This is a genomic window from Shewanella sp. N2AIL (assembly GCF_022690845.1).
In the GTDB taxonomy this organism is placed as follows: Bacteria; Pseudomonadota; Gammaproteobacteria; order Enterobacterales; family Shewanellaceae; genus Shewanella; species Shewanella baltica.
The window spans coordinates 273,794-299,701 of the sequence record NZ_JALBYT010000002.1 but is presented as its reverse complement, the minus strand read 5'-3'; the positions used below and the strand labels follow the sequence as shown (position 1 = coordinate 299,701).

The 25,908-nt window shown below is 47.4% G+C and carries 17 protein-coding genes; 4 read left to right on the top strand and 13 right to left on the bottom strand.

Annotated features, from left to right (window positions below; translation table 11 throughout):
• Positions 1-85: 85 nt before the first annotated feature.
• From MO387_RS02965 to malQ, 4 genes are all read right to left on the bottom strand, one after another.
• Complete coding sequence (locus MO387_RS02965) at positions 86-2,617, bottom strand: glycogen/starch/alpha-glucan phosphorylase (protein ID WP_242325981.1); 2,532 nt, start codon at positions 2,615-2,617, stop codon at positions 86-88.
• 11 nt (positions 2,618-2,628) lie between these two features.
• Positions 2,629-4,830, bottom strand: a complete 2,202-nt coding sequence (gene glgX, locus MO387_RS02960) for a glycogen debranching protein GlgX (protein WP_242325980.1) — start codon at positions 4,828-4,830, stop codon at positions 2,629-2,631.
• Position 4,831: 1 nt separating this feature from the next.
• Positions 4,832-7,063 carry a 1,4-alpha-glucan branching protein GlgB gene (glgB, locus tag MO387_RS02955; protein WP_199908736.1) on the bottom strand — a complete coding sequence of 744 codons (2,232 nt, stop codon included), beginning with the start codon at positions 7,061-7,063 and terminating at the stop codon, positions 4,832-4,834.
• A gap of 114 nt (positions 7,064-7,177) precedes the next feature.
• Positions 7,178-9,604 carry a 4-alpha-glucanotransferase gene (malQ, locus tag MO387_RS02950; RefSeq protein WP_107948542.1) on the bottom strand — a complete coding sequence of 809 codons (2,427 nt, stop codon included), beginning with the start codon at positions 9,602-9,604 and terminating at the stop codon, positions 7,178-7,180.
• A gap of 568 nt (positions 9,605-10,172) precedes the next feature.
• Here malQ and MO387_RS02945 point away from each other — a divergent pair.
• The gene (locus MO387_RS02945; protein WP_242325979.1) at positions 10,173-10,802 is read left to right on the top strand and encodes a peptidylprolyl isomerase; all 630 of its coding nucleotides are present in this window, start codon (positions 10,173-10,175) and stop codon (positions 10,800-10,802) included.
• Between the two features lie 128 nt (positions 10,803-10,930).
• Here MO387_RS02945 and MO387_RS02940 read toward each other — a convergent pair whose 3' ends face one another.
• From MO387_RS02940 to betI, 6 genes are all read right to left on the bottom strand, one after another.
• Entirely contained in the window at positions 10,931-11,407 is a 477-nt protein-coding gene (locus MO387_RS02940; protein WP_006080852.1) for a MarR family transcriptional regulator, read from the bottom strand.
• 91 nt (positions 11,408-11,498) lie between these two features.
• Complete coding sequence (locus tag MO387_RS02935) at positions 11,499-12,203, bottom strand: TorF family putative porin (protein ID WP_006080851.1); 705 nt, start codon at positions 12,201-12,203, stop codon at positions 11,499-11,501.
• Between the two features lie 14 nt (positions 12,204-12,217).
• The gene (locus MO387_RS02930) at positions 12,218-13,435 is read right to left on the bottom strand and encodes a choline transporter (RefSeq protein WP_006080850.1); all 1,218 of its coding nucleotides are present in this window, start codon (positions 13,433-13,435) and stop codon (positions 12,218-12,220) included.
• A 376-nt stretch (positions 13,436-13,811) separates the two neighbouring features.
• Positions 13,812-15,497 (bottom strand): choline dehydrogenase, encoded by a 1,686-nt coding sequence (betA, locus tag MO387_RS02925; protein ID WP_006080849.1) that lies wholly within the window; start codon positions 15,495-15,497, stop codon positions 13,812-13,814.
• Positions 15,498-15,506: 9 nt separating this feature from the next.
• Positions 15,507-16,970 (bottom strand): betaine-aldehyde dehydrogenase, encoded by a 1,464-nt coding sequence (gene betB, locus MO387_RS02920; protein WP_063882694.1) that lies wholly within the window; start codon positions 16,968-16,970, stop codon positions 15,507-15,509.
• Positions 16,961-17,566, bottom strand: coding sequence for a transcriptional regulator BetI (gene betI, locus MO387_RS02915; protein ID WP_006080847.1), 606 nt, complete (start codon positions 17,564-17,566; stop codon positions 16,961-16,963). The genes betB and betI overlap by 10 nt, the downstream gene beginning before the upstream one ends.
• Before the next feature lie 609 nt (positions 17,567-18,175).
• On the opposite strand from betI, the gene yiaY reads away from it, so the two are divergent.
• The 3 genes from yiaY (at position 18,176) to MO387_RS02900 (ending at position 21,034) form a co-directional block, all read left to right on the top strand.
• The gene (gene yiaY / locus MO387_RS02910) at positions 18,176-19,324 is read left to right on the top strand and encodes an L-threonine dehydrogenase (RefSeq protein WP_242325978.1); all 1,149 of its coding nucleotides are present in this window, start codon (positions 18,176-18,178) and stop codon (positions 19,322-19,324) included.
• 848 nt (positions 19,325-20,172) lie between these two features.
• Positions 20,173-20,538 carry a hypothetical protein gene (locus tag MO387_RS02905; RefSeq protein ID WP_006080845.1) on the top strand — a complete coding sequence of 122 codons (366 nt, stop codon included), beginning with the start codon at positions 20,173-20,175 and terminating at the stop codon, positions 20,536-20,538.
• A gap of 289 nt (positions 20,539-20,827) precedes the next feature.
• Entirely contained in the window at positions 20,828-21,034 is a 207-nt protein-coding gene (locus MO387_RS02900) for a hypothetical protein (protein WP_006080844.1), read from the top strand.
• Positions 21,035-21,114: 80 nt separating this feature from the next.
• Here the strand turns inward: MO387_RS02900 and MO387_RS02895 are convergent, their stop codons facing one another.
• The 3 genes from MO387_RS02895 to aceB form a co-directional block, all read right to left on the bottom strand.
• Positions 21,115-21,483 carry a hotdog domain-containing protein gene (locus MO387_RS02895; protein ID WP_006080843.1) on the bottom strand — a complete coding sequence of 123 codons (369 nt, stop codon included), beginning with the start codon at positions 21,481-21,483 and terminating at the stop codon, positions 21,115-21,117.
• A 535-nt stretch (positions 21,484-22,018) separates the two neighbouring features.
• A complete protein-coding gene (gene aceA, locus MO387_RS02890; protein WP_006080842.1) occupies positions 22,019-23,344 on the bottom strand; it encodes an isocitrate lyase in 1,326 nt (441 codons plus the stop codon).
• Positions 23,345-23,484: 140 nt separating this feature from the next.
• Positions 23,485-25,134 (bottom strand): malate synthase A, encoded by a 1,650-nt coding sequence (aceB, locus tag MO387_RS02885; protein WP_242325977.1) that lies wholly within the window; start codon positions 25,132-25,134, stop codon positions 23,485-23,487.
• Between the last annotated feature and the right edge of the window lie 774 nt (positions 25,135-25,908).

The following is a 25,908-nucleotide window of genomic DNA, read 5'->3' as shown; positions in this document are numbered from 1 at the left end:
CTTCCATTGATTGCTGCATTCCTTTCAAACACTTAACGCTTATACTCATCCGCTATAACAAGACTTATAACCCAGAGCCCAGCCCTTACAGTTTCCAAATTTCATCGCGATAACCCGCGATCGTCACATCACTCGAAAAACGTCCACTGGCGGCGGTATTGCGAATACTCATTTGCGTCCAAACCTGCGGATCTTTATAGGCCCGTGCCACGGCTTCTTGCACGACTCGATAACTGTCAAAGTCGGCGGCCGTCATCCATTGATCGTCGCTACTTTCGATGGCGGCAATAATAGGATCGAAGATCCCTGGCTCCAGCAGATTGAAATGGCCACTTTTGAGTAACTTCATCACCTCAGATAACGCCGGTGAATCGTCAATAATGCTGCGTGGATGATAGTGGTTACGTACCTCAGAGACCTGCTCTGCATTGAGTCCGAACAGGAAGAAGTTCTCTGAGCCTACTTCCTCTAGCATCTCGATATTGGCGCCATCCATAGTGCCAATCGTCAGTGCGCCGTTCATCATGAACTTCATATTGCCCGTGCCCGATGCTTCTTTACCCGCGGTCGAAATTTGCTCGGATAAATCCGTTCCCGGGCAGATTTTTTCCATGGCGCTGACGTTGTAATTGGGTAAGAAAGCAAAACGTAGGTAAGGCGTGACTAAAGGATCGGAATTGACCATGTGGGCGACATTGCTGGCGAGCTTGATGATCAACTTAGCCATAAAGTAACCGGGCGCCGCTTTACCGCCGATCAACACGCAACGTGGCACCATGTTTTCGGTGTGGCCTTGTTGGATCTGATGATAGAGATGAACCACATGTAAGATATTGAGTAGCTGACGTTTATATTCGTGAATACGCTTCACTTGCACATCAAACAGCATAGATGGATCGAACTCGACACCACATTCTTTAGCAATCATCTTCGCCAGCAAAGCCTTGTTGGCTTGCTTCACATCACGCCATTTTTGGATAAATGCCGTGTCTTGTGTGAGGGCATTAAGCGCCGTTAACTGGCTTAAATCTGTCACCCACTCTTTACCTAAATGGGCGGTCAATAACTTAGCTAAAGCAGGGTTACAATGGGCAAGCCAACGCCTTGGCGTCACGCCATTGGTGCGATTATTAAACTTGCGCGGCCACAACTCATAGAAATCCTTAAACAACCCTGATTTAAGTAGTTGCGTGTGTAAACCCGCGACGCCGTTGACCGAAAAACTCGCCACAATCGCCAGATACGCCATGCGCACATGGGGATGGGGGCCATCTTGAATAATCGACATACTCGCCAGTTTGCTAGCGTCCCCCGGCCAATGGTGGGCGACTAAATCTAAGTAGCGGGCGTTGATTTCATAAATGATTTCTAAAATGCGTGGCAGCATCTGCGCCATCATGCGCACGGGCCAACGCTCTAGTGCTTCTGGCAATAGGGTATGGTTAGTGTACGCCATGGTTTGGCTGGTAATCGCCCACGCACTGTCCCATTCCAAACCGTATTCGTCGATCAATAACCGCATCAACTCAGGCACGGCAATGCTGGGGTGAGTGTCGTTCAGCTGCATCACATTTTTAGCGGCAAACTGGGTGAAATCATGGCCATGGCGACTCACCCAACGTTTGAGTAAATCCTGCAAACTGGCGGAGGATAAAAAGTATTGCTGACGTAATCGCAGCTCTTTGCCGTTCTCGCTCGCATCATTGGGATAGAGCACCATAGTGATCTGCTCGGCCAAGTTTTTACGGGCCACGGCTTCTGTGTAGTCGCCTTGGTTAAACTCAGCTAAATCAAAATCATCGGTCGCTTCGGCCTTCCACAATCTCAGGGTATTCACCCGTCCATTGCGATAACCAGGGACTGGCATGTCATAGGCGACGGCGAGCACATCTTGGGTTTCAACCCAAATAATGTGCCTGCGACCCTGTTTATCGACATAGGATTCAGTGTGGCCAAAAAATGGCACTGTCACGTTGTGGGTCGGCACGCGCACTTCCCACGGATTGCCTTCGCGCAGCCAACGGTCGGGACGCTCAACCTGATAACCGTCGACTATCTTCTGGGCGAACATGCCATATTCGTAACGTATGCCATAACCCGTCACGGATAAGTCCATGCTGGCGCAGCTATCGAGGAAACACGCCGCCAATCGACCTAAACCGCCGTTACCTAAACCGGCATCATGTTCGGCTTCTTCTAACTCTTCCAGCGATACTGCATAGTTACTCAAGGCATCACGGCTATCTTGCTGTAAATCTAGACTCAGCAGTGCATTACCTAGCGCCCGGCCCATCAAAAATTCGAGGGATAAATACGCCACTTGCTTGCGCTGAAAATGGCTGTCATCCACACGGGTCTGACGCCAATTGTCTAGCATCTGTTCTTTGACGCTATAGGCCAACGCTTGAAATAATTCGCAGCTCACACCTTCGCCACGGCTGAGTCCATAACGTAAATGGCGCTCAAAGGAAGCGGGCAAGGCATCGCAGGGCTCACAGGGTTCTACGGCTTTAGGCTTGGCCTGACGCTTAGCTGGCGCCTTCTTACTCGCCGCTTTTGGCGCGGATGATAAGGGTTTTTCGCTGGTATTTTGGCTCAGTTCGCTTTCGTCAGTCATAGTTAATTCCTTCATTTCTTGAAAATCAAATCAGCATGAAAAAGCATGAGACTGCGATCTTGCAGCAAGTATCGCGTCGTAGAGATCTGAGCATCCAGCGGCTCAGTTTGGGTATGGATCAGGCATTGCCACGGACTCAAGTGTTCAAAGGTCGGCGGCGTAAATGCCAAAGGGTTGTCGTCGGCATTGACCATCAACAGTAGAGCTTGCTGCTTACCTTGGCCTTCTAAGTCACCAGAAAGCACCACAGATAAACTGCGACACATAGATTCAGTCCACAGGCTCTTGGTCATTTGCTCACCTTGACGACTAAACCAATCTAAGCGAGCACCGGTATCGGCTAAAGACTCGGCCAATAACTGTTCATGAATGAAGCGTTTAGCGCATAACAACGGGAAACGTTTCCGCAGGGCGATAAGCTGCTGAGTAAAGGCTAACAGCTCAGTGTCCATGCCCTTTTCCGACCAATCAAACCAGTTCAGTTCATTGTCTTGGCAATAAGCATTATTGTTACCTTGCTGGGTGCGGCCCGTTTCATCGCCACTCAACAACATAGGCACACCTTGGGATAAAAATAGTGTCGTCAATAAGTTACGCTGTTGACGACCACGAAGTGCCAGAATTGCGCTATCTTCGGTTTCCCCTTCAATCCCATAATGATGGCTGAAGTTCTCTTGGTGACCGTCGCGATTATCTTCCCCATTCGCCAAATTGTGGCGCTGGGTATAACTCACTAAATCTTTGAGGGTAAAACCGTCGTGACTGGTTAAAAAATTAAGACTGGTCGCAGGTGGACGGCCGCCATGCTCGAAGAAATCCCCCGAGCCGTGAAACCGCCGGGCAAATTCGGGCAACATGCTGTGATCGCCGCGCCAGAAGCGGCGCATAGTGTCTCTATATCTGTCATTCCACTCGCTAAAGGCCACGGGGAAATTACCTAATTGATAACCGCCAGGGCCGATATCCCAAGGCTCAGCAATCAATTTCACTCGGCACAACACAGGGTCTTGCAACAATGCATCGAAGAAACCTGAGCCGGGATCAAAACCATAGGCCTCGCGACCTAGGCAGGCCGCTAAGTCGAAGCGAAATCCATCGACGCCCATGATTTCTACCCAGTAACGCAGCGAATCAAGCACGAGCTGCAACATGCGTGGATGGTTGATATTTAAAGTGTTTCCGCAACCCGTATCGTTAATGTAAAAACGCTTATCGTTCGGATGCAGGCGGTAATAACTGAGATTATCTATGCCACGAAAACTAAAGGTCGGCCCAAGTCGACTGCCCTCGGCACTGTGGTTATAGACCACATCGAGGATCACTTCGATACCCGCACCGTGAAGTGCATCCACCATAGCGCGAAACTCACCAATATCGTCGGATGACAGATAACTCGGCTCGGGGGCAAAAAAGCCAATGCTGTTATAGCCCCAATAATTGGTAAGCTTTTTCTCGAGCAAAAATGGTTCAGTGAAAAAGGCCTGTACAGGGAGTAACTCGACGCACGTCACCCCAAGTTCAGCCAAATAATCGATAGCAGGCTGAGTCGCTAAGCCCGCAAAGGTGGCGCGTTTATTAGGTTCAATCTCAGGATGCGCCGCCGTAAAGCCTTTAACGTGCATCTCATAAATAATGCTGCGCTCTAGGGGTTTGGGCTGAAACCTCGTCGCAACAGGCTGAATCGACTGCTTAGCGGCGATATCGATTAATGGACGAATGTCCACAACCTTACATTTTGGCACATAGGCAGCGTTATCTAACTTACTGAAAGATAAGTCTTCATCCTTGTGATTCAGCTCGTAACCATAGTTAGACTCATGGTCGCTATATTCACCGACCAGCTGGCGCGCATAGGGGTCGAGCAATAACTTATTGGGGTTAAATCTGTGGCCAAGCAGAGGCTCATAGGAGCCATAAACGCGATAGCCGTAGAGTTGCCCCGCCTTAAGCCCCTGCACAAACACATGCCAGATTTGCTGGGTTTGCTCAGTTAACGCAATCCGCGCGATTTCTTGCTCGCCATTGTCGTCAAATAGGCATAACTCGACCGCTGTCGCGTTAGCTGAAAATAACGCAAAGTTGACGCCATCGCCCTCGACACTCGCACCGAGCGGAAAAGGCTCACCTGCGCCCAAGGCCCATTTCTCATTTTGAGAAGGGTTATGTTTAGCGTCAGGGTTGAGCTTGATATCATCAGCCGTGGGCTTTTGCATACTAGTTCGCCTCAGCCAATCCAGTTGCAGGCCCTATCACTAGGCAACCCAAGGGCGGCACTGTGATCAGCGCGCTCTGCGCCATGCCCTGCCACGACAGCGACTCAGCAACGACAGTGCCCGCATTACCTTGGTTACTGCCACCATAAATCTGGCTATCGCTATTCAGGTATTCGCGGTAATCCCCCGCCAAGGGCAAACCAATACGGAACCCAGTGTGCAATTGGGGCGTCATGTTGATGACAAACACTAACGGCGCATCACCCGCTAACCCGTAACGCACAAAGGTAAAGATGCTATCGCGGCTATTTTCACAATCTAGCCAACTGAATCCTACCCCCTCGTAATCCTGAACTGATAAAGCAGGCATAGCTTGATATAAGTGATTGAGATCTTTAAGCCAACGTTGCACACCTTGGTGCGGTTCATAGGCCAATAAGTGCCAATCTAAACTCTGGTTATGGTTCCACTCATTTCGCTGACCAAACTCGCAGCCCATAAAGAGTAATTTCTTACCGGGATGCCCCCACATAAAACCGTAATAAGCACGCAGGGTCGCAAATTTCTGCCAATCGTCACCGGGAATTTTATGTAGCAACGAGCCCTTGCCGTGGACCACTTCATCGTGACTCACGGACAACATAAATTGCTCGGTATAGGCGTACATCAAACTGAAGGTCAATTGATGATGGTGGAATTGGCGGTAAAGCGGATCTCGGCCTAAGTAGCTTAAGCTGTCATTCATCCAGCCCATGTTCCATTTAAAGCCAAAGCCGAGACCTTGTTGATCCGTCGGCTTAGTCACCCCCGCAAAAGCGGTGGACTCTTCGGCGATCATGCAAATGCCGGGGAAAGCTTGGTACAGGCGTTGATTCAAAATTTGTAAGAAACTAATGGCTTCGAGATTCTCCCGTCCACCATAGGCATTGGGCAGCCATTGGCCCGGCTCGCGGCTGTAATCGAGGTACAACATAGAAGACACGGCATCGAGACGCAGGCCATCGAAATGAAACTCCCGCAGCCAGTAACAGGCATTACTCAACAAGAAACTGCGCACTTCACCGCGATCATAGTTATAAATTAAGGTATCCCAATCGGGATGTGTGCCCTTGCGAGGATCTTCATGCTCATACAAACAAGTGCCATCGAAACGCACTAAGCCGTGGGGATCCTTAGGAAAATGCGCCGACACCCAATCGAGGATGATTCCAATTCCCGCCTGATGGCAGGCATCCACAAAGGCTTTTAACCCATTGGCATCGCCAAATCTGTGGGTCGGTGCATAGAGACCCACGGGCTGATATCCCCACGAACCATCGAAGGGAAACTCGCTGATCGGCATCAGTTCAATGTGGGTAAAACCTTGCTCCTTCACATAGGGAATAAGCTGTTCAATCAAGTCTTGATAATCAAGATATTGCTCGCCTTGCTCTCCCTTACGACGCCACGAACCTAAGTGCACTTCGTAGGCCGACATGGGCGCTTTATGCCAAGCTGTCGCCGCTCGCTTACTCATCCAAGTGGTATCATTCCAACTGTGATGGGCTTTTGGGGGCACGATAGAAGCATTATGGGGCGCGCATTCCATTTGAGTCGCCATGGGGTCGGACTTGGTATGACGCTCACCATTTTGGTAAACCAAATCAAACTTATAGTGGGCGCCTTCAACCACATTGGGCAGAAATAGCTCCCACAAACCATTGGCAAGATGTTGGCGCATTACATGGCGAGTATCGTCCCAATGGTTGAAATCCCCCACCACAGAAACCCGTTTGGCATTGGGTGCCCACACACAAAAATGCACACCTTCAACGCCTTGGGTCTGACGCCAGTTGGCGCCTAAAAACTCATAGGCGCGCTCGGCGCTGCCTTCACCAAACAGGTAAATATCGTCACTATTGAGCAGTGAATCAAACTGATAAGGGTCGACTATATCTAGCTGACACAGGGGGTATTCTACCCGCAGCAAATAGAGAAACGGTTTGACGCGTCGCCCCAGCGTACCGGCGAACAATCCCTGCTCGTTAACTTTGTCCAGACTCGCTACTTTGCGGCCATCTTTAATGCTGATCACATCCACACTGAGGGCATTGCGTAAAAAACAACGAACAATTAATGCCTTACCCTCGTTGGCACTGTGCATACCCAAGAGCGAAAAAACATCAGTGTATTGACCATTAAGTAGGGCGACGTCGGCGCCATCGTAGAAATAGGCATTGGCTTGAGTCATCATTTTTCTTCCGTTTATCAGTCAATTAAACTTGCAAATTGGCACTCTTTATCCGCATAACACCCCCTAATTATCGAACCTTTAGGGATGGCATAATGTGGCACTGGATCAGCAGCATTAACTCGGTAGCTGTCTCGCCGCAGCGATATTTTGTAATCGCTGCAATATCTCTGGCGAAACCGACACTTGCGTTAAACTCAAAGGTAAGCGCCGCTGCCAGTTAGGATATTCGAGCCAAGTGCCGGGAATGTTCACCGCATGGCGATCGGCCAATAAATCACACAGTTGCACGCTGTACAGCGCACTATTTCCGCGAGCCCCTAGGGTCATCCAAGCCGTGAGCAAGGTTTGAATATCGAGTTCGGCTATCGTCACCTCGGCTAACAGACCTTGAGCGACTAACAGTGAAATAAGCTGCTGCTTTTCATGCTCCCGCCCAGCCAGCGCATCGCCCAATTGTTCGTCAGAATCAAATAGGGATAACTGTCGACGCAGGTGCAAATCGCTGCCACACCACCAAGCTACTAAAGTCGGTACATCGTGGTTCGCCAGCATCATCAGGCTCTGGGACTTGTATTGATCCGGTGATTTAAAGCCTTGATGGTCTTTGCAGAAATAGAACAATTCGTTGGAGTAAATGCCAGAAGTGTAGAGACGATGAATAATGTCCGGTGGCACGAGTCCTAAGTCTTCACCAATCACCACACAGCGGGCACGTTGGCTCTCAAGGCAAACGATGGCGAGCAAGGTTTCGACGGGATAATACACATAGGCACCTTGGCCGAGTTGTTTATCCAGCGGCCACCACCAGAGGCGCAGTAAGCCCATCACGTGATCGATACGCAAGGCGCCACAGCTTTCCATATTGGCGCGGATCAAGGCGATAAAATGACTGAAATTATGTTGTTTTAACTTCACCGGATCGAGGGGCGTTAAGCCCCAATTTTGCCCTTGGGGCGCAAAGGGATCGGGCGGTGCGCCGATACTGGCATGCAAACAAAACTGCTCGGCATTGGCCTGTACTTCACTGCCCTGCAGCGCTGCGCCAACGGCCAAATCACGGATTAATCCCAACCCCATGCCCACTTCTTTCGCTTTTAGCTGGCAAAGGTGTAACTGGTTTTCGGCCACAAATTGCAGGTAAAGATAGAAACCTTCCTCTTGTACAAACGCTTTTGGGCTACGTAAGTATTCCGCTTGAGCAAACTCTTGCAGCGCAGTGCCCTGCTCACGCACAAACTCATGGAATCTTTGCGCTCTGGGCGTGTCGTTTGCTAAATGGGTTTCACAAAAAACGCGATATAACTGCTCAAAGGCTCGGTATTTAAGCTCACTCACCTTAGGATAATCGAGCCAATTGTCACGATTCAGTAAGGCGATGGCCTCTATCCAAGTAGCGCTTGAAAATTCAGTGGTAAGTGCTTGGTATTCAGGAACGCTTTGTAATTGAATATAAAGAGGATTGAGTCTGCGGCGATCGCACGGACTATAGGGACTCGGATGCTCTGGCGCCGCAATGTCGAGGGCATGCAAGGGGTTGAGTTGAATGAAATCCGCGCCCTGCGCCGCCACCAGCGCGATCAGTTGTTCTAAATCGCCAAAGTCACCTATGCCCCACTGGCTCTCGCTGCGTAAACTGTAGAGTTGAACGCTGATCCCCCAAGGTTTATGGCGCTTACCTTGGGCGACAGCAGTCAGTACGCCTTGATAAGCGGCCCGCGGTGCCACCATTAAAGTGCCAGAAAACAAAGTGCTGGTATCAGCCTCAGCCGTCACACTGCTCACTAGCGCCGAGCTTGGCGCTTGTGCACTTGTCTCTAGGGCATGTTTTAAGCTTAAAGCTATGCGATGAAAGCCCAAACCTAACACAGAGAAATCACTCGCATTTTTGTCAGCTGCATGCGCAAATGAGTCTTGGTTTTTGATTAAAGCTGGGTTGTTAGTGAACTCTTGGCTGCTCAGGAAATAAGACGCTAAATTCACCGCCTCAGTCTCGGCGGTCATTGAGTGTTCAGGGGAAGCTTGGGTCTTGGCCTCAGCTAAATCGAGGCGTGCTAATCCCAGTTGCGTAAGATCAAGGCGATAGTGGAGATAAAGCGTTTGTTCAATGCGGTAATCGCCAATCGACTTAAGCGCCGAGAACGGCACATCAAATACGATAGACTCACCCTGTTCGCATTCAATCGCCACACTCAGATCTGAAGTATAGCTTTCAGGTAAACAAAGGCTTATCCAAGGTTCATCCACAAAACACCAATGGAATTCAGGTAGAACCTGAGTCCAAGGACGGGCATCCAGTAAATCAATTTGCGACGCGATCAGTGATTCGGTCAATACCGCATCGACACAGGTCAGCCCAGCATCACTCGATAACGCCTCTGTAGCAGGAGCATCAATGGCAGTCCCTGCCACGCTGTTTTTTTCCTGTAACATACAGGTCAAGATACCTTGCCTGTCTACCTCGGAAATATGGATATTTTGGCCAAAACAATCAGTAAATTCTGCTCCAACTCCCCGCAAATACAGCAACTTTTCCAGCCCCATATTTTGTCGCCCCCGCGACCGCTCATCCATAGCTTTAGATATACAGTAACCATGCCAACGAAAAGTAACAAGAAGATGACATAAATATTTCAGAGAAATAACAAAAAACATTTTCAAAAAATCAGTAACTTACTAGAAGCACTCAGTTAAGTTGGCGCTCAGTAGCTATCAGGATATAAAGAGTGGAATGCACTAAATTGGGGCGCACGTTCAGCAAGAGGGCAAACATGCTTCCCAATGTCTTGTCGAAAGGCTGTCAGGAAAGGCATAGAAATAACATGACAGGCGTAAGACATTTATATGTCATAGCATTCGAACTAAAACCCAATGAATAAGACCCAAAACATATCGACTAGTGAGTTCAGTGCAACACTTTGTATCAATTGCACTTTATAACTTGAACAGCCTATCTCTCCTCTGTCAACATCTCATCTCGCTACAGCGTAGAAACATAATAACAACATTACATTCATGGAGCCTGATATGCCCTCGCTTATCCGCCAGAGGCTCGCTCGATGGAACGCTAAAGCAGAAACTCCCCAATGATGATTGAGAATAAGGATATGAAATGAAGAAGTTATCAGGATTACTGTTTGTCGGCTGCATAGCCTTAACCGGTTGTGAAGGAAGTACAGATGGTGATCTAACGCCGACGCCACCGACGCCCGATCCCACTCCGCCAGCCTTATCTGCGGATGTGTGTTATTTAATGAAAACCACAAAAGGCGATATCACACTCGCTATTGACTTAACGAACATGCCCATCACAGGTAAAAACTTTAAGCAGTATGTTGATAAGTCTTTCTATAACGGCACCTTATTCCATAGAACCGTTAATAACTTTATGATCCAAGGCGGCGGTTTTACCACAGGGCTCAAAAGCAAACCAGGCGATGCGCCCATCAAGAATGAAGCCGCTGTCGGTATTAGCAACAAACGTGGCACTATCGCGATGGCTAGAACCACAGTGCCAGATTCTGCAACATCACAGTTCTTTATCAATGTGCTAGATAATCCCGATCTGGATGCGTCCGCTAGCGAATTTGGTTATGCCGTGTTTGGCAAAGTGGTTGACGGCATGGATGTGGCGGATCAGATAAGCATAGTTCCAACAAAAAGTAGCGGTGGTTTTGCCAACACGCCAGTACAAGAAATTCTGATTAACTCTGTGGCTACAACAAGCTGTCCTGCTGCTTAAGTATGTAAAAGATGCACAGCTAAACGATATAGAGTTAAAAGCAAAAAAGCACTGAATCTTCAGTGCTTTTTCATTTTAAAAACGAATCGATTTTAGCGTCTAATTCATTTAAACCATGAGCTAAACGATTACTCATCGCCTTGGATCTTTCCGACCAAGAGCATAGGCGCCGCATCAATTTTATCGGCGTCCATCATAGTCGCGATACGCTCAACGGCAGAGAGCAATTGACTCTGCTCCCATTCTTCAAGATTCTGATAACGCTTAATAAAATGATCCTGTAACGGTTTAGGTGAGTCCTGTAACAGCGCTCGTCCCGCATCGCTAAGGTATAAATGCACCTTACGTTTGTCAGTCTCACTGCGCAAACGGATCACTAAACCACGGCCCTCGAGTCGATCGATAATGGTCGTCACAGTCGCAGGGCTCAGCGTGATCTCTTCCGCCACAGTTTTCGCCAATGGCGCATCCAATTGGGCGATTTTTTGCATCACCATCAATTGCGGCCCAGTTAAACCTGAATGTTTGTTCAGCTGGCGAGAATGAATGTCGATAGCGCGTATCACTCGACGCAGCGAAATGAGCAGTTGTTCGTACTTTTCCATAATGTCCCGTCCCAGTTGTCCAGTGCACCTTACCAGAAAGCGCGACTGAACTCACCAAGAGGAGGCACTTTTATGGTAAAAGTTCCTTACATTACAACATGAATTGGCGCGATACCGACAACACCAGGCGCTCGTCACTGGTATCTAAGTTCATGCTGGTATCTTCAGCGGCAAGGCTGAAATCAAAGCCGCTCCAGCTGGTCATATAGGCAACGCGGAAGTGATTAAAGGATTTACCGCCATCCCATGACCATTTGTCTTCATCGAGTGACGTCGAGCGGTCAACACTGAAGCGAATATCATGGCCTTCGGCAACGCTAATCGTATGGCCGAGCAACATAGTGTAATGTCCGCCGCCTAAACCAAAGTAGTCCCATGTGTAGGTTAACTTAGCTTCAGAGTGGCCAAGGGAAGTGTCGTAACCTAGCTTGCTATACAGCTCAGGATAGTTGTACTCATCAGAGAAGGAATCGCCGTGGTAGGTGTAATAGGCCAGCCCAACATCGAGACTCAGTTGCTTGTTCAGCTGATAATACTTACCCGCATAGGCATCGAGCTCTAACCAAGTGTCATCGCTGCCACCAAAGTCGACGTTCGAGGTAAAGCCGCCCACGTACCAGCCCGAATCAAAACCGTAATCCAGACTGCCTTGCAGTGCTGGGCCGTTGTCCGTTTGGCTGACACCGTTAAAAGTGTAATCCGACGTCGCCGTCACAGTAGCCGATAATCCGGCATTCGCCGCAGTCGACATCAATAACAATCCGCCGGCGACAAGATAAAAACATTTTGATTTCATTATTAATTTTTCCATTAGTTAGCTAGCTCAATTTTAGTAAAGTCGATTTTGTTCTCTTTTGGCGAGCGCTCAATGGCACGAACTGTTTGCAATTGCGTCATCATGATGTAACCAAAACAGCTAAAGATCAGGCCCAGTGCGATTGCACCAACCCATTGAATTTGAAGAAAGTCTAATTGAAAGAGTAATGTCAGACTGCAGAGCAACACTAAGTTAAAGCTGACATATTTAAGCTTGCCTAAACGCTCAATCGTCAGATTAAGATTGTCGGTATACAGGCGTACCAGTGAGTCGAGTGAGTTAATCACAAAGGTTACCCCTACAATTACCATCGCCAGATTATAGAAGCCCGAGGTATCTAACCCATTGGCGCTGTAGTAATAAAGCACAGTGAACCAGATAGCGATGGGGATAGACGGAAACACCATCATGGCCAGCAACACTTGATAGGTTTTCATCCCGCCGACAAAGCGCGAGGTAAATTGACCAATCATAATGCTCCACGCAAACCACCAGAACAGATAAAACTCATGGTAGTCGTTGATGGGTAACACAAAATGTTGAATATTGCCGAAGTAGTCGCCCAGCATGGCAAATGTCGTAAAGAACTCGCCCACACTTGAGTCAGCCGATAAAAATGCACTGGCCCACATCATGGCAATCAAGCCTAAAAATAACCAAGTGCTGGCTAAGCTCAAAATACGCACATAACGTATGCTAGTGCTGGAATATACCGCCGCGGCAATCACCATAAATACGATTAAATAAAAGCTACCGACTATGGTTTCGCCATCACCTAATTCGGGTAAGTACCAGGGCAAATTGCTTAATAACAAATAGGCGGTAAAGGCACAGGTACCAATAATCACGATATTATTGATGAACTTGACCAAAGGAATGTCGAAGAACTTCACCCTAGGTTCGATCACACAAAAATAGAAGCAGGTTAAAAAGTAGAAACCCCAAATCAAGAAGGCCCAAAAGCCAAACTCAATCGCCAACGGATTAGTAAAGCCGTACTCGGGACTTGCCGCCACATTGGCATAACCGGCAAACTCGGTCAGTGGAAACATGATCAAGCCGACATCAAGGCCAGAGGTGAACAGAATCGCGATAAAGGTAAACGTACGCACAGGCGTCACACCGATACAGCGAATGTTACCCCAACGATAAATAACAAACGCAATCGCGGCAAAAGTGAACAGTATCCCTGCGGATAATAACCAGGTCATAGGATGCACTCCGTCCCAGTCGATACTGGATATAAGTAGGCATGAGGATATGAATCCATAAAATGTAACTCCATGTTTTTATTTAATAATAAAAAACTGAATCATTTTTAAAGGCAGCGCTCTGCCCTCAAGCCTTAAATATCGCTACTTAAAAAGCACTCTGCGATAGTTAAACCCTGATAGATGTTCAGTCGTGAAAGTGATCATTTGCACACTCACTGCGGGCTGACCGACCCTTTAGATAAAATGAATCATGACCCTTATTTTGAGTAATCAATTAATGAGTTTTGAGTCATCAATTAATGAGTCACTTAAAATTGAAGCCGCCAGTCCATCGATAAGACGGACCGAGCAGGCATGTTGTGCACTTATGGCGTTAACTTGTCGCAGTGCTTCTTTGTGTGGTTTGCCAAGCGTCGGCAACCACAACGGCGGAATCTGCTGGCGCTAACATCTCAGCCTCTAAAATCATATCCGCGGCGCGCTCAGCCAACATGATGGTCGGCGCGTTCAAATTACCGTTCGGGATAGTCGGGAAAATAGAAGAATCCACCACTCGTAAATTCTGCAATCCATGCACGCGGGTTTCGGGATCCACTACGGCCATCGCATCAGTGCCCATCTTGCATGAACAAGAAGGATGATAAGCACTCTCAACCGATTGACGCACAAAGGCATCGATTTGCTCATCGGTTTGCACTTGTGTGCCGGGTTGAATTTCCTCGCCGCGATACTCATCGAATGGCGCTTGATTGATGATCTCACGGGTCAAACGCACACAGGCTCTAAAGCCTTCAATATCATCGGGATGCTGTAAATAATTGAACTGGATCTTAGGTGGCGCTTTAGGATCTGCCGACACTAAGGTCACGGCACCACGGCTTTTAGGCTTGTTATGGCCTACATGCACCTGAAAACCATGCCCCGCAAAGGCTTCTTTACCATCGTAGCGCATAGCCGCAGGTAAAAAGTGGTACTGCAAATCTGGCCACTCGAGCCCCGCTTTTGAGCGAATAAAACCACAGGATTCAAAGTGATTCGTGGCCCCTAGGCCAGACTTATCTAAAATCCAACGAGCACCGATTAAGAACTTGCTGAAAGGATCTAGCTTGCCATTGAGTGAAATCGGTTTAAGGCATTTGAATTGGAAATAAAACTCTAAATGATCCTGTAAATTCTGACCAACACCGGGCAACTCATGTTGTAACTCTACCCCAGCATCGGCCAATACTTGGGGATCGCCAATGCCTGATAATTGCAGCAAATGCGGCGAACCTATTGAGCCAGCAGCTAAAATCACTTCTTTATTACAACGAATATCTTCAACTTTGCCTTTGTGCTCAATGCGAACGCCAACGGCCGCTTGCCCTTCCAATAACACTTTATGCACTAAAGTGTGGGTCAACACAGTAAGGTTACGTCTGGCCATCGCTGGGCGTAAATAGGCATTAGCGGTAGACCAACGCACGCCTTTTTTGACCGTCATATGCATAGGGCCAAAACCTTCTTGCTGCGCGGCATTATAATCGGCGGTCGATAAATACCCCGCCGCAATGCCCGCATCCACAAAGGCTTGGTATAAGGGATTTTGCATCTGGTTACCGTTATTCACACCTAACGGTCCAGACTCGCCGCGATACTCATCGCCACCAAAGGCCCAGGTTTCTGCCTTTTTAAAGTACGGTAAGCAATGGCTGTAATCCCAGTTGGTCGCCCCTTGCGCCTGCCACTCATCAAAGTCTCTGGCATGACCACGGACATACACCATGCCATTGATCGACGATGAACCGCCAAGCACTTTACCCCGAGGACAATGCATCTTGCGATTATCTAAATGCGGCTCAGGCTGCGTCTCAAACTGCCAAGCATATTTAGGGCTGTTCATCGGAATCGATAACGCCGTCGGCATCTGAATAAAGATGCTCTTATCGCTGCCACCGGTTTCTAATAACAGTACTTCGTTTTTAGGATCCTTAGACAGACGATTAGCGAGCACACACCCTGCAGAACCGGCGCCGACTATGATGTAGTTATAATATTTTTGCTGGAGTGAATGGGTCAAAATGCCTCCTTAAAATGGGCTTTCTAAGGGCTGTAGACCCACGTAAACGGCTTTAACTTGGGTGTAATGCTTGAGTGTCTCGCTACCGTTTTCACGGCCAATACCCGACAACTTATACCCACCTACTGGCATTTCGGCTGGCGATGCACCATAGGCATTGATCCAGCAAATACCTGCTTGTAACTGATGAATAACCCGATGGGCACGGCTGATATCTTGAGTGAACACCCCAGCGGCTAAGCCCATGGCGGTATTATTTGCCCGAGCAATCACTTCGGCTTCATCTTTAAAGGTGAGTACCGACATCACAGGGCCAAAGATTTCCTCTTGGCAGATGCGCATCTCGTCGGTGCAATCGGTAAAAATGGTTGGGGCGACAAAGTAACCATTGGGTGCATTATCTGGCGTTAACGCAGTGCCACCAGTGAGCAAAGTTGCGCCGTCGTCGATACCTTGCTGAATATAATCGAGCACTTTTTGCTGGTGGTCTTTGGAAATTAACGCGCCAAAGTTAGTCTCTGGCGCCATAGGATCGCCCACCACAATATTGGCTTGGGTACGGGCGAGTAGCTTCTCAATAAAGTCTTGATAAACCGACTCATGGACAAACACTCGCGTCCCATTGGTGCAGACTTCACCTTGGGTGTAGAAGTTACCGAGCATGGCACCTGAAACCGCATTGTCGATATCAGCATCGTCAAACACGATAAGTGGTGATTTACCGCCGAGTTCCATAGTGACGTCTTTTAATGAACTTGCCGCTGCGGCCATGACTTTCTTGCCAGTACCAACTTCGCCAGTGAAGGACACTTTGGCAATATCCGGATGTCCCGTTAACCAAGCGCCAACCTTGCCATCGCCCATCACGACGTTAAATACGCCATCGGGCAAACCCGCCTCACTTAAGAGTTGCGCTAATTTCAGTGCGCCAAGCGGCGTTTCTTCCGAAGGTTTAAAAATCATCACATTGCCGCTAGCTAAGGCAGGCGCGGCCTTCCAACAGGCGATTTGTAATGGGTAATTCCAGGCGCCAATACCAGCACAAATGCCTAAAGGCTCACGGCGGGTGTAATAAAAATCCCCACCGACTTGCTGCTGCGCGCCTTCAAGCCCTGGAGCAATATGGGCGAAAAACTCGATAGCATCTGCGCCTGTGACCACATCAACCACTGAGGCTTCTTGCCAAGGTTTACCTGTGTCGCGCACTTCGATTGCCGCGAGTTCATCATTACGAGCACGCAATAACGCAACCGCGTTTAACAGAATACGACTGCGTTCAGTGGCACTCATGGCAGACCAAATCGCAAAGCCTTTTTTGGCGCTCTCGATGGCCGCTTGCTGAATTTTTTCATCGGCCACTTGCACTCGGTACGCCAATTGCCCAGTGGCAGGATTGACGACGTCGAAGGTTTCGCCGCTATCGTTAGCGAGCAACTGACCCGCAATAAAGTTGTACTGTACTTCTACTGACATGTTTTGACTCCATGCTGCTTTATCACATTGTGGATAAAGGTTTTGCATAATTTTTCGGCCTGAACAAAATCCTGCTCAGGGGTTTCACTTAAAGCGCTGCGTAACCAAAATCCATCGATCATCGCCGCCGTTTGCTCAGCAGCCATCAGGGCAAACTCTTTGGGCAACACGTGCCGAAAGGAAAAATGTAAATTGCTGTATAAGCGGCGACTATTGATATTCTGCAAACGGGCTAACTGGGGATCGTGGACGGCCTGTGCCCAAAAACTCAGCCAAGTGTGAGTGACATTTCGTGAGCGCTGTAACTCGGTAAAATTCGCTTCAACTATCATCATTAAGCGCTCTGTTGGCGCCAACACTTGTCCTTGGATTCGATTGAGCAACGCCTGCTTTAACTGCTCGAGCAAGTGGCGTAGCGTCGCTTGGATCAAGCCCTGCTTACCACTGAAATAATGACTGATGATCCCCGACGACATCCCCGCCAACTGACTAATGCTGTTGATAGTCGTGTGCTGCAATCCATGCAAGGCAACCGATGCTAATGTCGCATCGATAAGCTGCTGTCTGCGTATCAATTTCATTGCGGCTTTAGGCATAAATACTCAAGTAATAACCACTCTCTCAATACTCTGAACGACGTTAATTGAACGTTCAATTAACAATCATGATAATGATTAGTGATGTAACTATCAACCTAAAATAGCACAGTGACAAAACTCACAAGTTAGTTATGCAAAAAAGAATTAATGTGTAAAAACAAGATAAATGTATAGATTTCTTTGACTTGCGGCCCTACCACAACCATAGCAGTACGCATAAATTAATATTAGATATCAAACTAATTAATTGGAGTTAATGCTACGAATGAGAGTATTATTGAGGTTTAACCTCTGTTAGATTTAACAATTGAGCCGTCAAATGTTAGCTAAAAAGTGGGATGAAAAGTGAGATAACAAGACCAGTAAAAAACACACAGAAATGATGCCTCGCCACGGGCGCCCCCCCAGAAAAACCATATCGTACGCCAACACTAATACCCGTCATAAAAGTCCGAAGTTTAGTTACCGAGTTCCAACTTTAGTGGGAAATTGCCCCCAGATAAGCGCCGAACTCGATCGAGCTCACACTTTCACTACCTCCAAATTGGTAGCTTGATCACCAGAAAAGAACACAACTTAATCTTTACAAGCAAATAGGTGGATTTTATGGCTGCTAAATTTTTTATTCCTTCTGTCAACGTGTTAGGCCAAGGCGCAGTGGATGACGCTATCGGTGACATCAAAACCTTAGGCTTTAAACACGCACTCATAGTGACAGACAAACCCTTAGTCAAAATTGGCTTAGTCGGTGAAGTGGCCGAAAAACTCGGTCAAAATTGCATTACCTCCACCATCTATGATGGCGTACAACCTAACCCAACCGTGACGAACGTCGAAGCCGGTTTAGCCCTGTTAAAAGCCAACAAGTGTGACTTTGTGATTTCACTCGGTGGCGGCTCACCCCATGATTGCGCTAAGGGTATCGCCCTTGTTGCCACCAATGGCGGCAGCATTAAGGATTACGAAGGGTTAGATCAATCCGCAAAACCACAGTTGCCATTAGTGGCCATTAATACGACGGCAGGTACTGCCAGTGAAATGACGCGCTTCTGTATCATTACCGACGAAGCCCGCCACATTAAAATGGCGATTGTCGATAAGCACACGACGCCTTTGCTGTCGGTCAATGACCCTGAGCTCATGCTGAAAAAGCCTGCGAGCCTCACGGCCGCAACCGGTATGGATGCACTGACTCACGCGGTTGAAGCCTATGTGTCTATTGCTGCCAACCCGATCACCGACGCCTGCGCGATCAAGGCCATGGAATTGATTCAGGCTAACTTAGTCAACGCGGTTGAAAACGGTCAAGACATCAACGCCCGTGAACAAATGGCCTACGCCCAGTTCTTAGCGGGTATGGCCTTTAACAATGCCAGCTTAGGTTATGTGCATGCGATGGCGCACCAGTTAGGCGGTTTCTACGATCTGCCCCACGGTGTGTGTAACGCTCTGCTGCTGCCCCATGTACAGGAATACAACGCCCAGGTCGTCCCTGCTCGCTTGAAAGACATTGCCAAGGCTATGGGTGTGGATGTGTCCAGCATGACCGATGAGCAAGGTGCCAGTGCGGCGATAGCGGTAATCAAAAAGCTGTCTGTTGCGGTTAAGATCCCCGAAAACCTGACCTTGTTAGGCGTAAAAGCGGAAGATATTCCAACACTTGCGGATAACGCGTTAAAAGATGCCTGTGGATTCACCAATCCAAAACAAGCGACCCATGCGGAGATCTGTCAGATCTTCACCAATGCGCTGTAGTTGCGCGCTGTAATCGCCATACTTTATCAATCGCAAGTTATCGCACAGCAATCTTGCGCTAACTTGCTGGATAACGACTGATTGTCCTGCTAGTGCGTAAACACGACTTCATCCTCCAATGAATGCGTTTTGGGCTCCAATAGTGCACAGAATATCGCTGTACTATTGGGGCCTTTTTTATACTGGTATCGACAAGGTTGCTATCTTAAAAATTGAGTAACAAAAACCAACATAAAACTCAGTGTCTATGCACCTTTGCACTGACAAAACACTCACAAATCTGCATATTCAAGTAGAAAGGATCTGAACCTCAAATATTCATAGCAAAATGATATAAAAAACGTGATCTCTGTGGGTTACAGACTGTTACAGATCCGATAAGATGGCCCCAGTTCGCTTTTTCCCTGCAAAAGATGAAGCCAGCTGAGAGGCCCGTTCTAACGAATGGGCCTCTGTCCATTCTGCCTTCTGCGTTTCCTCTGCGACAACTTATACTGCCACTTAATCGTATTACGCCCACCAAAGCCTAATTAACCTATTTACTCCGCTGTTCACTCTTTTTATCACTTACACTCAATAAGACTTACTGACGACCAAGTTGTTGCTTTATTAATCAGTAATTCAGCAAAAGCGAAACTTCACCCAAAACTGAGATCTAGCACAAAGTTATTGGCATAAAACTCATGCTAAATAGAGACATGACAGATTAAGTAAATGGTTAATTTTCATGCAGTAACTATCCTTCTCCGTCAAAAAACATCAAGGCTAAATAGACTTAATTAATGATTGACCGAATTCAAAAACGATGCCTATGATGGCAACAATATCCTCGAACAGGTAGGTACGCTATGACTGCAATCACCCATGTATATAACTACACAGTTAGATGTCCACATTACAAAGATCCTGAACATCCCGTTACTTGGTTAAATCATATTGAAATGAACCAGTCCTGTGAAATCGCGTTAAATCGCATCACTAAGTGGCACGAGCTTTCTGGGGATAAGTCCTTCGAAACAAATAAGTTTGTGGTTCGTAAAGCCGAAAATGAAGATGCCTACTTCTCGATGCAGAGTGACAGACTCAAAAATGACGGCCATGCCCTAGTCACCTTTAAAATCTTTTTAGATGATTGCTGTGACGATGCTGCACCGGAAGAAATCATGCAGCACCTGATTGAAGACTATCAACAACGCTTAGCCAAACTCGAATAATCTTTGCAGTATTATTTAGCGACCTTAGACGCTAGTGCGCAAAACGCCACTGGCGTTTTTATTTGCTGAATTCATAAAACTTAAACTCCGACGTCATTTCGCCCTATCCGCTCCACACCTTTTGCTCAAACTTGCCTAAAGACATTACAACAGCGACTCGGCAGATAATGGTGCCATAGCGTGATTCAGCTCAAGATCTGTTATATTGTCCCGAATGTTATTTGGCACTGTAGAAATGGCAGGGCCCAGTAAATTGAGTTACGAACTTAAATTGAGGATTAGCATCACAATGAATAAAGCGACGCTCATTATTATTCCTTTATTACTCGCTACATCCGCCTGTGCGGATTTAAAGGACGCAGGCCGTGCCATCGGCACAACCACTAAAGATGTCACCACTGAGATAGGCCACGCGACCCGAGACACCACTAAAGCCATAGGTCATGCCTCGCGGGATGCCGTCAAGTCGGTAAAAGAAGATTTAACCAAAGACTAATCACAGTGACGCCTAGGCGTCACTGTCTGTTTTAAGTATCTTATCTATTCAAACGTCACGCATTTCAAGCGCCACACCCACTAAGCCGCATTCGCCCGAATACCGTGGGGCACAGGCAATCCTTGGGCATTCACATGCACAAACACCATCTTATCTATGCTCACCACTGGTGCCTGCGTCATCTTATTGCGCACTTGGCAGCTTACGGTAATCGAACTATGGCCGAGGCTCACCAGCTCCAGACCAAACTCGATCACATCTCCTTGATGCGCTGGCGTCATAAAGTTGATTTCTGAAATCAGCTTAGTCACATGGCTGGTGCTCTTCATCTGGCAGGCAGCAAAAATAGCGGCCTCCTCGTCTATCCAGCTGAGCAACTGACCGCCAAACAATGTATTTGCTGGATTTAAATGTTCAGGCTTAACTAAACGGCGACTGTAATATTTCATGGCGGTGACCTCAATGTGAATGCCAACAATCAGCTTTAATGCGCTATAACTTCCCACTGTATTCAGAGCATTTTTCAGGCCACAATTGATAGCCATTAAATAACAATGAGATAGCAATAAGCTGCTGTAAAATAATCCGATTATTGCACCAAGTCGTATCAGAGTTGCACCATATTAATCAGCGCAATAGTGAACCAATAAGCAAAAAAATAGCGACTCATAGAGTCGCCAAGCTAAGGCAAGCAAAAACTTACTGGGTAGGAAGTTAAGTCACAAGATTTGACTTAAAAACCCGCACAACACATGTAGGCGAACTGCACGGGGATAACAGCTGCAAAGCAGCTAAACACAGGCTTACGGGTAACACTCTTTCATTCTCGACTCGAGATTTAGGCTGCAAGGTCGGTAACTCATCACAGTCCGCCCTTGCCCTCTATTTCGAGTTTTTAACCACGCCTCACCAGATACATCAGCATAAGGCGTGCTAAGGAGTGATCCACAATCACAATGGATCATCCTAAGCGCTGCTTACTGCTTAAAACTGCTCTTCTTCGGTAGAACCTGTCAGTGCGGTCACTGATGAATGGCCACCTTGAATAACCGTAGTCACTTGGTCGAAATAACCTGTGCCCACTTCCTGTTGATGCGCAACGAAGGTGTAACCTTTCTTCGCAGCAGCAAACTCAACTTCTTGAACTTTTTCAACATAATGCTTCATGCCTTCGCCACGAGCATAGTCGTAAGCGAGGTCGAACATGTTGTACCACATGTTGTGAATGCCAGCTAAAGTGATGAACTGGTACTTGTAGCCCATGTCTGACAACGCTTGTTGGAAGCGTGCGATAGTGGCGTCGTCCAGATTTTTCTTCCAGTTGAACGAAGGCGAACAGTTATACGCCAACAATTGATCTGGGTACTGAGCATGAATCGCTTCAGCAAAAACACGCGCTTCTTCAAGATCCGGTTTAGCGGTTTCACACCAAATCAAATCTGCATACGGGGCGTAAGCTAGACCGCGAGAAATCGCTTGGTCAAGACCCGCTTTAACACGGTAGAAACCTTCATTGGTGCGCTCGCCAGTCACGAAATCACGGTCGTATGGGTCGCAATCTGAAGTTAACAAATCGGCCGCGTTAGCATCGGTACGGGCGATAACCAGTGTATCGACACCGCTCACGTCCGCCGCTAAACGTGCAGCAACCAGCTTTTGTACCGCTTCTTGGGTTGGCACTAATACTTTGCCGCCCATGTGACCACATTTCTTCACTGAAGCTAACTGATCTTCAAAGTGAACACCGGCAGCGCCCGCGTCGATCATCGACTTCATCAGTTCGAAGGCATTTAATACGCCGCCAAAACCCGCTTCTGCATCAGCAATGATTGGCAGAAAGTAATCAACAAATTTTTCATCTTCTGGATTAACGCCATTGCCCCACTGAATTTGGTCAGCACGACGGAAAGAGTTATTGATACGGGATACCACAGCTGGCACTGAGTTCGCTGGGTATAAAGATTGATCTGGGTACATAGTGCCGGCTAAGTTAGCATCGGCAGCCACTTGCCAACCAGAAAGGTAAATCGCTTCGATACCCGCTTTCGCCTGTTGTACCGCTTGACCGCCCGTTAACGCACCGAGCGAATTCACATAGCCTTTTTTAGCGCCGCCGTTAACCAGTTCCCATAACTTAGCCGCACCACGCTTAGCGATAGTATTCTCAGGCACGATTGAACCGCGAAGTGCAACCACTTCTTCCGCGGTGTAAGGACGACGCACGTTTTTCCAACGTGGGTTTTCTGCCCAATCTCTCTTGATTGCATCAATCTGCTCTTGACGTGAAGTCTGAGTCGTTGCCTTAGTCATAGTGTCGCTCCTTTCTCTTTGATGTTGTAGCTATCATGAAACTGCCCCCCAGTTTCACTCTGCTAAATTGTTTGGTTGGCGGTAGCCCCGCCACAGCTAAATCTGATTGATATAAAACGGTTCAAGCAAATGGGTTCATCCTAGGCTGTCAGCATTTCGTAACCGGGTAAGGTTAAGAAATCGACCAGCTCGTCGGAGGTGGTAATCTCTTCGAGCAACACCGCCGCTTGGGTGAATTTGCCATGGGTGAATCTGTCGCTACCCACTTCTTTTTTCACGTTTGACAGCTCTTCAACCAACATGTCTTTAAAAAGTTGCTTGGTCACGAGTTTGCCGTTTGATAGCGACTTACCGTGTTGGATCCATTGCCAAATTGAGGCTCTAGAAATCTCAGCCGTAGCCGCATCTTCCATTAAGCCGTAAATAGGTACGCAACCGTTGCCGCTGATCCACGCCTCTAAATACTGCAGGGCGATACGAATGTTCAGACGCATCCCTTGTTCAGTGCGCTCACCGTCGCAGGTTTTAAGTAACTCGCTGGCAAGGATCGGCGCATCTACATCACGGGTAATATGTAATTGATTACAGTGATCTTGGCCTATGTATTCGTTGAAAATCCCCATAGCGGTGTCAGCAAGGCCAGGGTGCGCTACCCAAGTGCCATCGTGACCGTTACGCGCCTCAAGCTCTTTATCTCGACGAACTCGCTGCAATACCGCTTCGTTCTGAGCAGGATCTTTAGCAGGAATAAAGGCTGCCATGCCGCCCATCGCTAAGGCACCGCGTTTGTGGCAGGTCTTAATCAAGAGTCTTGAATAAGCGCTTAAGAAAGGCGTATCCATAGTGACGGCTTGGCGATCCGGTAAGACTCGGTCGCTATGACGTTTTAATGTTTTGATATAGCTGAAGATGTAATCCCAACGACCACAGTTCAGTGCGACGATATTGGAACGCAGCTCGTAGAGAATTTCGTCCATTTCGAACACGGCAGGCAAAGTCTCAATCAAGCAAGTACATTTAATCGTGCCCGCTTGCAGACAAAACCTTTCCTCAACAAAAGCAAATACTTTTGCCCACCAGCGCGCTTCAACATGACTTTCTAACTTAGGAATATAAAAGTATGGACCACTGCCCTTGGCCAAAAGTTGGCGATAGTTGTGGTAGAAATACAGTGCGAAATCAAACAGTGAGCCAGGAATCGCTTTGCCGTTAAACTGCACGTGTTTTTCTTTAAGATGCAGACCACGAACGCGGCAAATAAGCACTGCAGGATTTGGCCCTAATTTATAGTGCTTACCCGTGTCCGGCGCTGTGTACTCAATATCACCACGCACGGCATCGCGTAGGTTGATTTGACCTTCGACGACTTTTTCCCAGCTTGGTGCTAAAGAATCTTCAAAGTCGGCCATAAACACTTTGGCATTGGCGTTGAGCGCGTTAATCACCATCTTACGTTCAACGGGACCTGTGATTTCTACGCGGCGGTCAAGCAAGTCATCGGGAATACCGCGAATTTGCCATGCACCATCACGGATAGCGCGGGTTTCAGGCAGAAAGTCAGGTAATGTTCCTTTATCGATACGTGCTTGTTTATCTTTACGTTTAGCGAGTAAGGCAGGTACTTCGTCGGCAAACTCACGACAAAGGGATTCGAGCAAGGCGACAGCCCCTTCGGTAAAGATGACTTCTTGGCCTGGAATGTCACGACCCACAATATTAAGCGTGGCGTTTGCTGTAGCTTTACCCAGTGTCGAATTCAATTGCTGTTCACTCAAAGTGTGTTCCGTCATCTTGATGCCCTCCCAAGAGGCTCCACTATCACAGGCTTAACGCTGACATATAAAGCAGTAGCATCCCCAATCACCGCTGCTTATAAACTCACCAAAAAACCATCAAATGTTTGTTTCGAACTAAAACTTACCGACAAACGTTTGTATTTGCAACAGTCCAAGATTGACAAAAACGGGCATTAACCTAAGTAAAAACCATGCTAAAATTGGTCTGACCAAGTAATAAAAAACAATTTAAGATAATGATATAAATCACATTAAACATTTTAATTACATTGGAAAATTTGAATTAAATGAAACTTGTCAGACAACTTTACCAACCTCCATGCCAAGTAATTATTTACGTAATTAAATTACTTATAGTAAATATATAAATACATCATTTTCACCCTATTAGACCTAAGTAGAAAATACCCAATGTTTTGAACTAACCTAGAGGGAAGCAAGCTAAATCTATATAAATCATAATGATAATGACTGCCACCATCACCACAAATTAAAACGACCGTTTTATTTTGACGTTTACGTAAACGAAATTACGGCCGAGTGTAATACCAGCTAAGCACTAGGTTGCGTTTCCCGATCAACAAGGTGGGATGTGATGGTTAACTCAAAAAATAAATCACTTTTTTATAAAAAAAATGAAACAAATTTGAAATTACAACGGGATGGAGCGTAAAACCGCCCTTTTATGACGCTTCTCTCTTGCTAGAACCCATTACTGGTTTGCTCACAAAGATGCTTTTTGCAGCATTTATTGGCAGCACTGCACAT

Excerpts from the sequence above, each read along its gene's own strand:
- MO387_RS02895 (WP_006080843.1), bottom strand. The coding sequence starts at position 21,483 with ATGAAATATTACAGTCGCCGTTTAGTTAAGCCTGAACATTTAAATCCA.
- glgX (WP_242325980.1), bottom strand. The coding sequence starts at position 4,830 with ATGCAAAAGCCCACGGCTGATGATATCAAGCTCAACCCTGACGCTAAA.
- MO387_RS02930 (WP_006080850.1), bottom strand. The coding sequence starts at position 13,435 with ATGACCTGGTTATTATCCGCAGGGATACTGTTCACTTTTGCCGCGATT.
- glgB (WP_199908736.1), bottom strand. The coding sequence starts at position 7,063 with ATGATGACTCAAGCCAATGCCTATTTCTACGATGGCGCCGACGTCGCC.
- aceB (WP_242325977.1), bottom strand. The coding sequence starts at position 25,134 with ATGACGGAACACACTTTGAGTGAACAGCAATTGAATTCGACACTGGGT.
- betI (WP_006080847.1), bottom strand. The coding sequence starts at position 17,566 with ATGCCTAAAGCCGCAATGAAATTGATACGCAGACAGCAGCTTATCGAT.
- MO387_RS02935 (WP_006080851.1), bottom strand. The coding sequence starts at position 12,203 with ATGAAATCAAAATGTTTTTATCTTGTCGCCGGCGGATTGTTATTGATG.
- MO387_RS02945 (WP_242325979.1), top strand. The coding sequence starts at position 10,173 with ATGAAGAAGTTATCAGGATTACTGTTTGTCGGCTGCATAGCCTTAACC.
- betB (WP_063882694.1), bottom strand. The coding sequence starts at position 16,970 with ATGTCAGTAGAAGTACAGTACAACTTTATTGCGGGTCAGTTGCTCGCT.
- MO387_RS02905 (WP_006080845.1), top strand. The coding sequence starts at position 20,173 with ATGACTGCAATCACCCATGTATATAACTACACAGTTAGATGTCCACAT.
- MO387_RS02900 (WP_006080844.1), top strand. The coding sequence starts at position 20,828 with ATGAATAAAGCGACGCTCATTATTATTCCTTTATTACTCGCTACATCC.
- aceA (WP_006080842.1), bottom strand. The coding sequence starts at position 23,344 with ATGACTAAGGCAACGACTCAGACTTCACGTCAAGAGCAGATTGATGCA.
- MO387_RS02940 (WP_006080852.1), bottom strand. The coding sequence starts at position 11,407 with ATGGAAAAGTACGAACAACTGCTCATTTCGCTGCGTCGAGTGATACGC.
- MO387_RS02965 (WP_242325981.1), bottom strand. The coding sequence starts at position 2,617 with ATGACTGACGAAAGCGAACTGAGCCAAAATACCAGCGAAAAACCCTTA.
- malQ (WP_107948542.1), bottom strand. The coding sequence starts at position 9,604 with ATGGGGCTGGAAAAGTTGCTGTATTTGCGGGGAGTTGGAGCAGAATTT.
- yiaY (WP_242325978.1), top strand. The coding sequence starts at position 18,176 with ATGGCTGCTAAATTTTTTATTCCTTCTGTCAACGTGTTAGGCCAAGGC.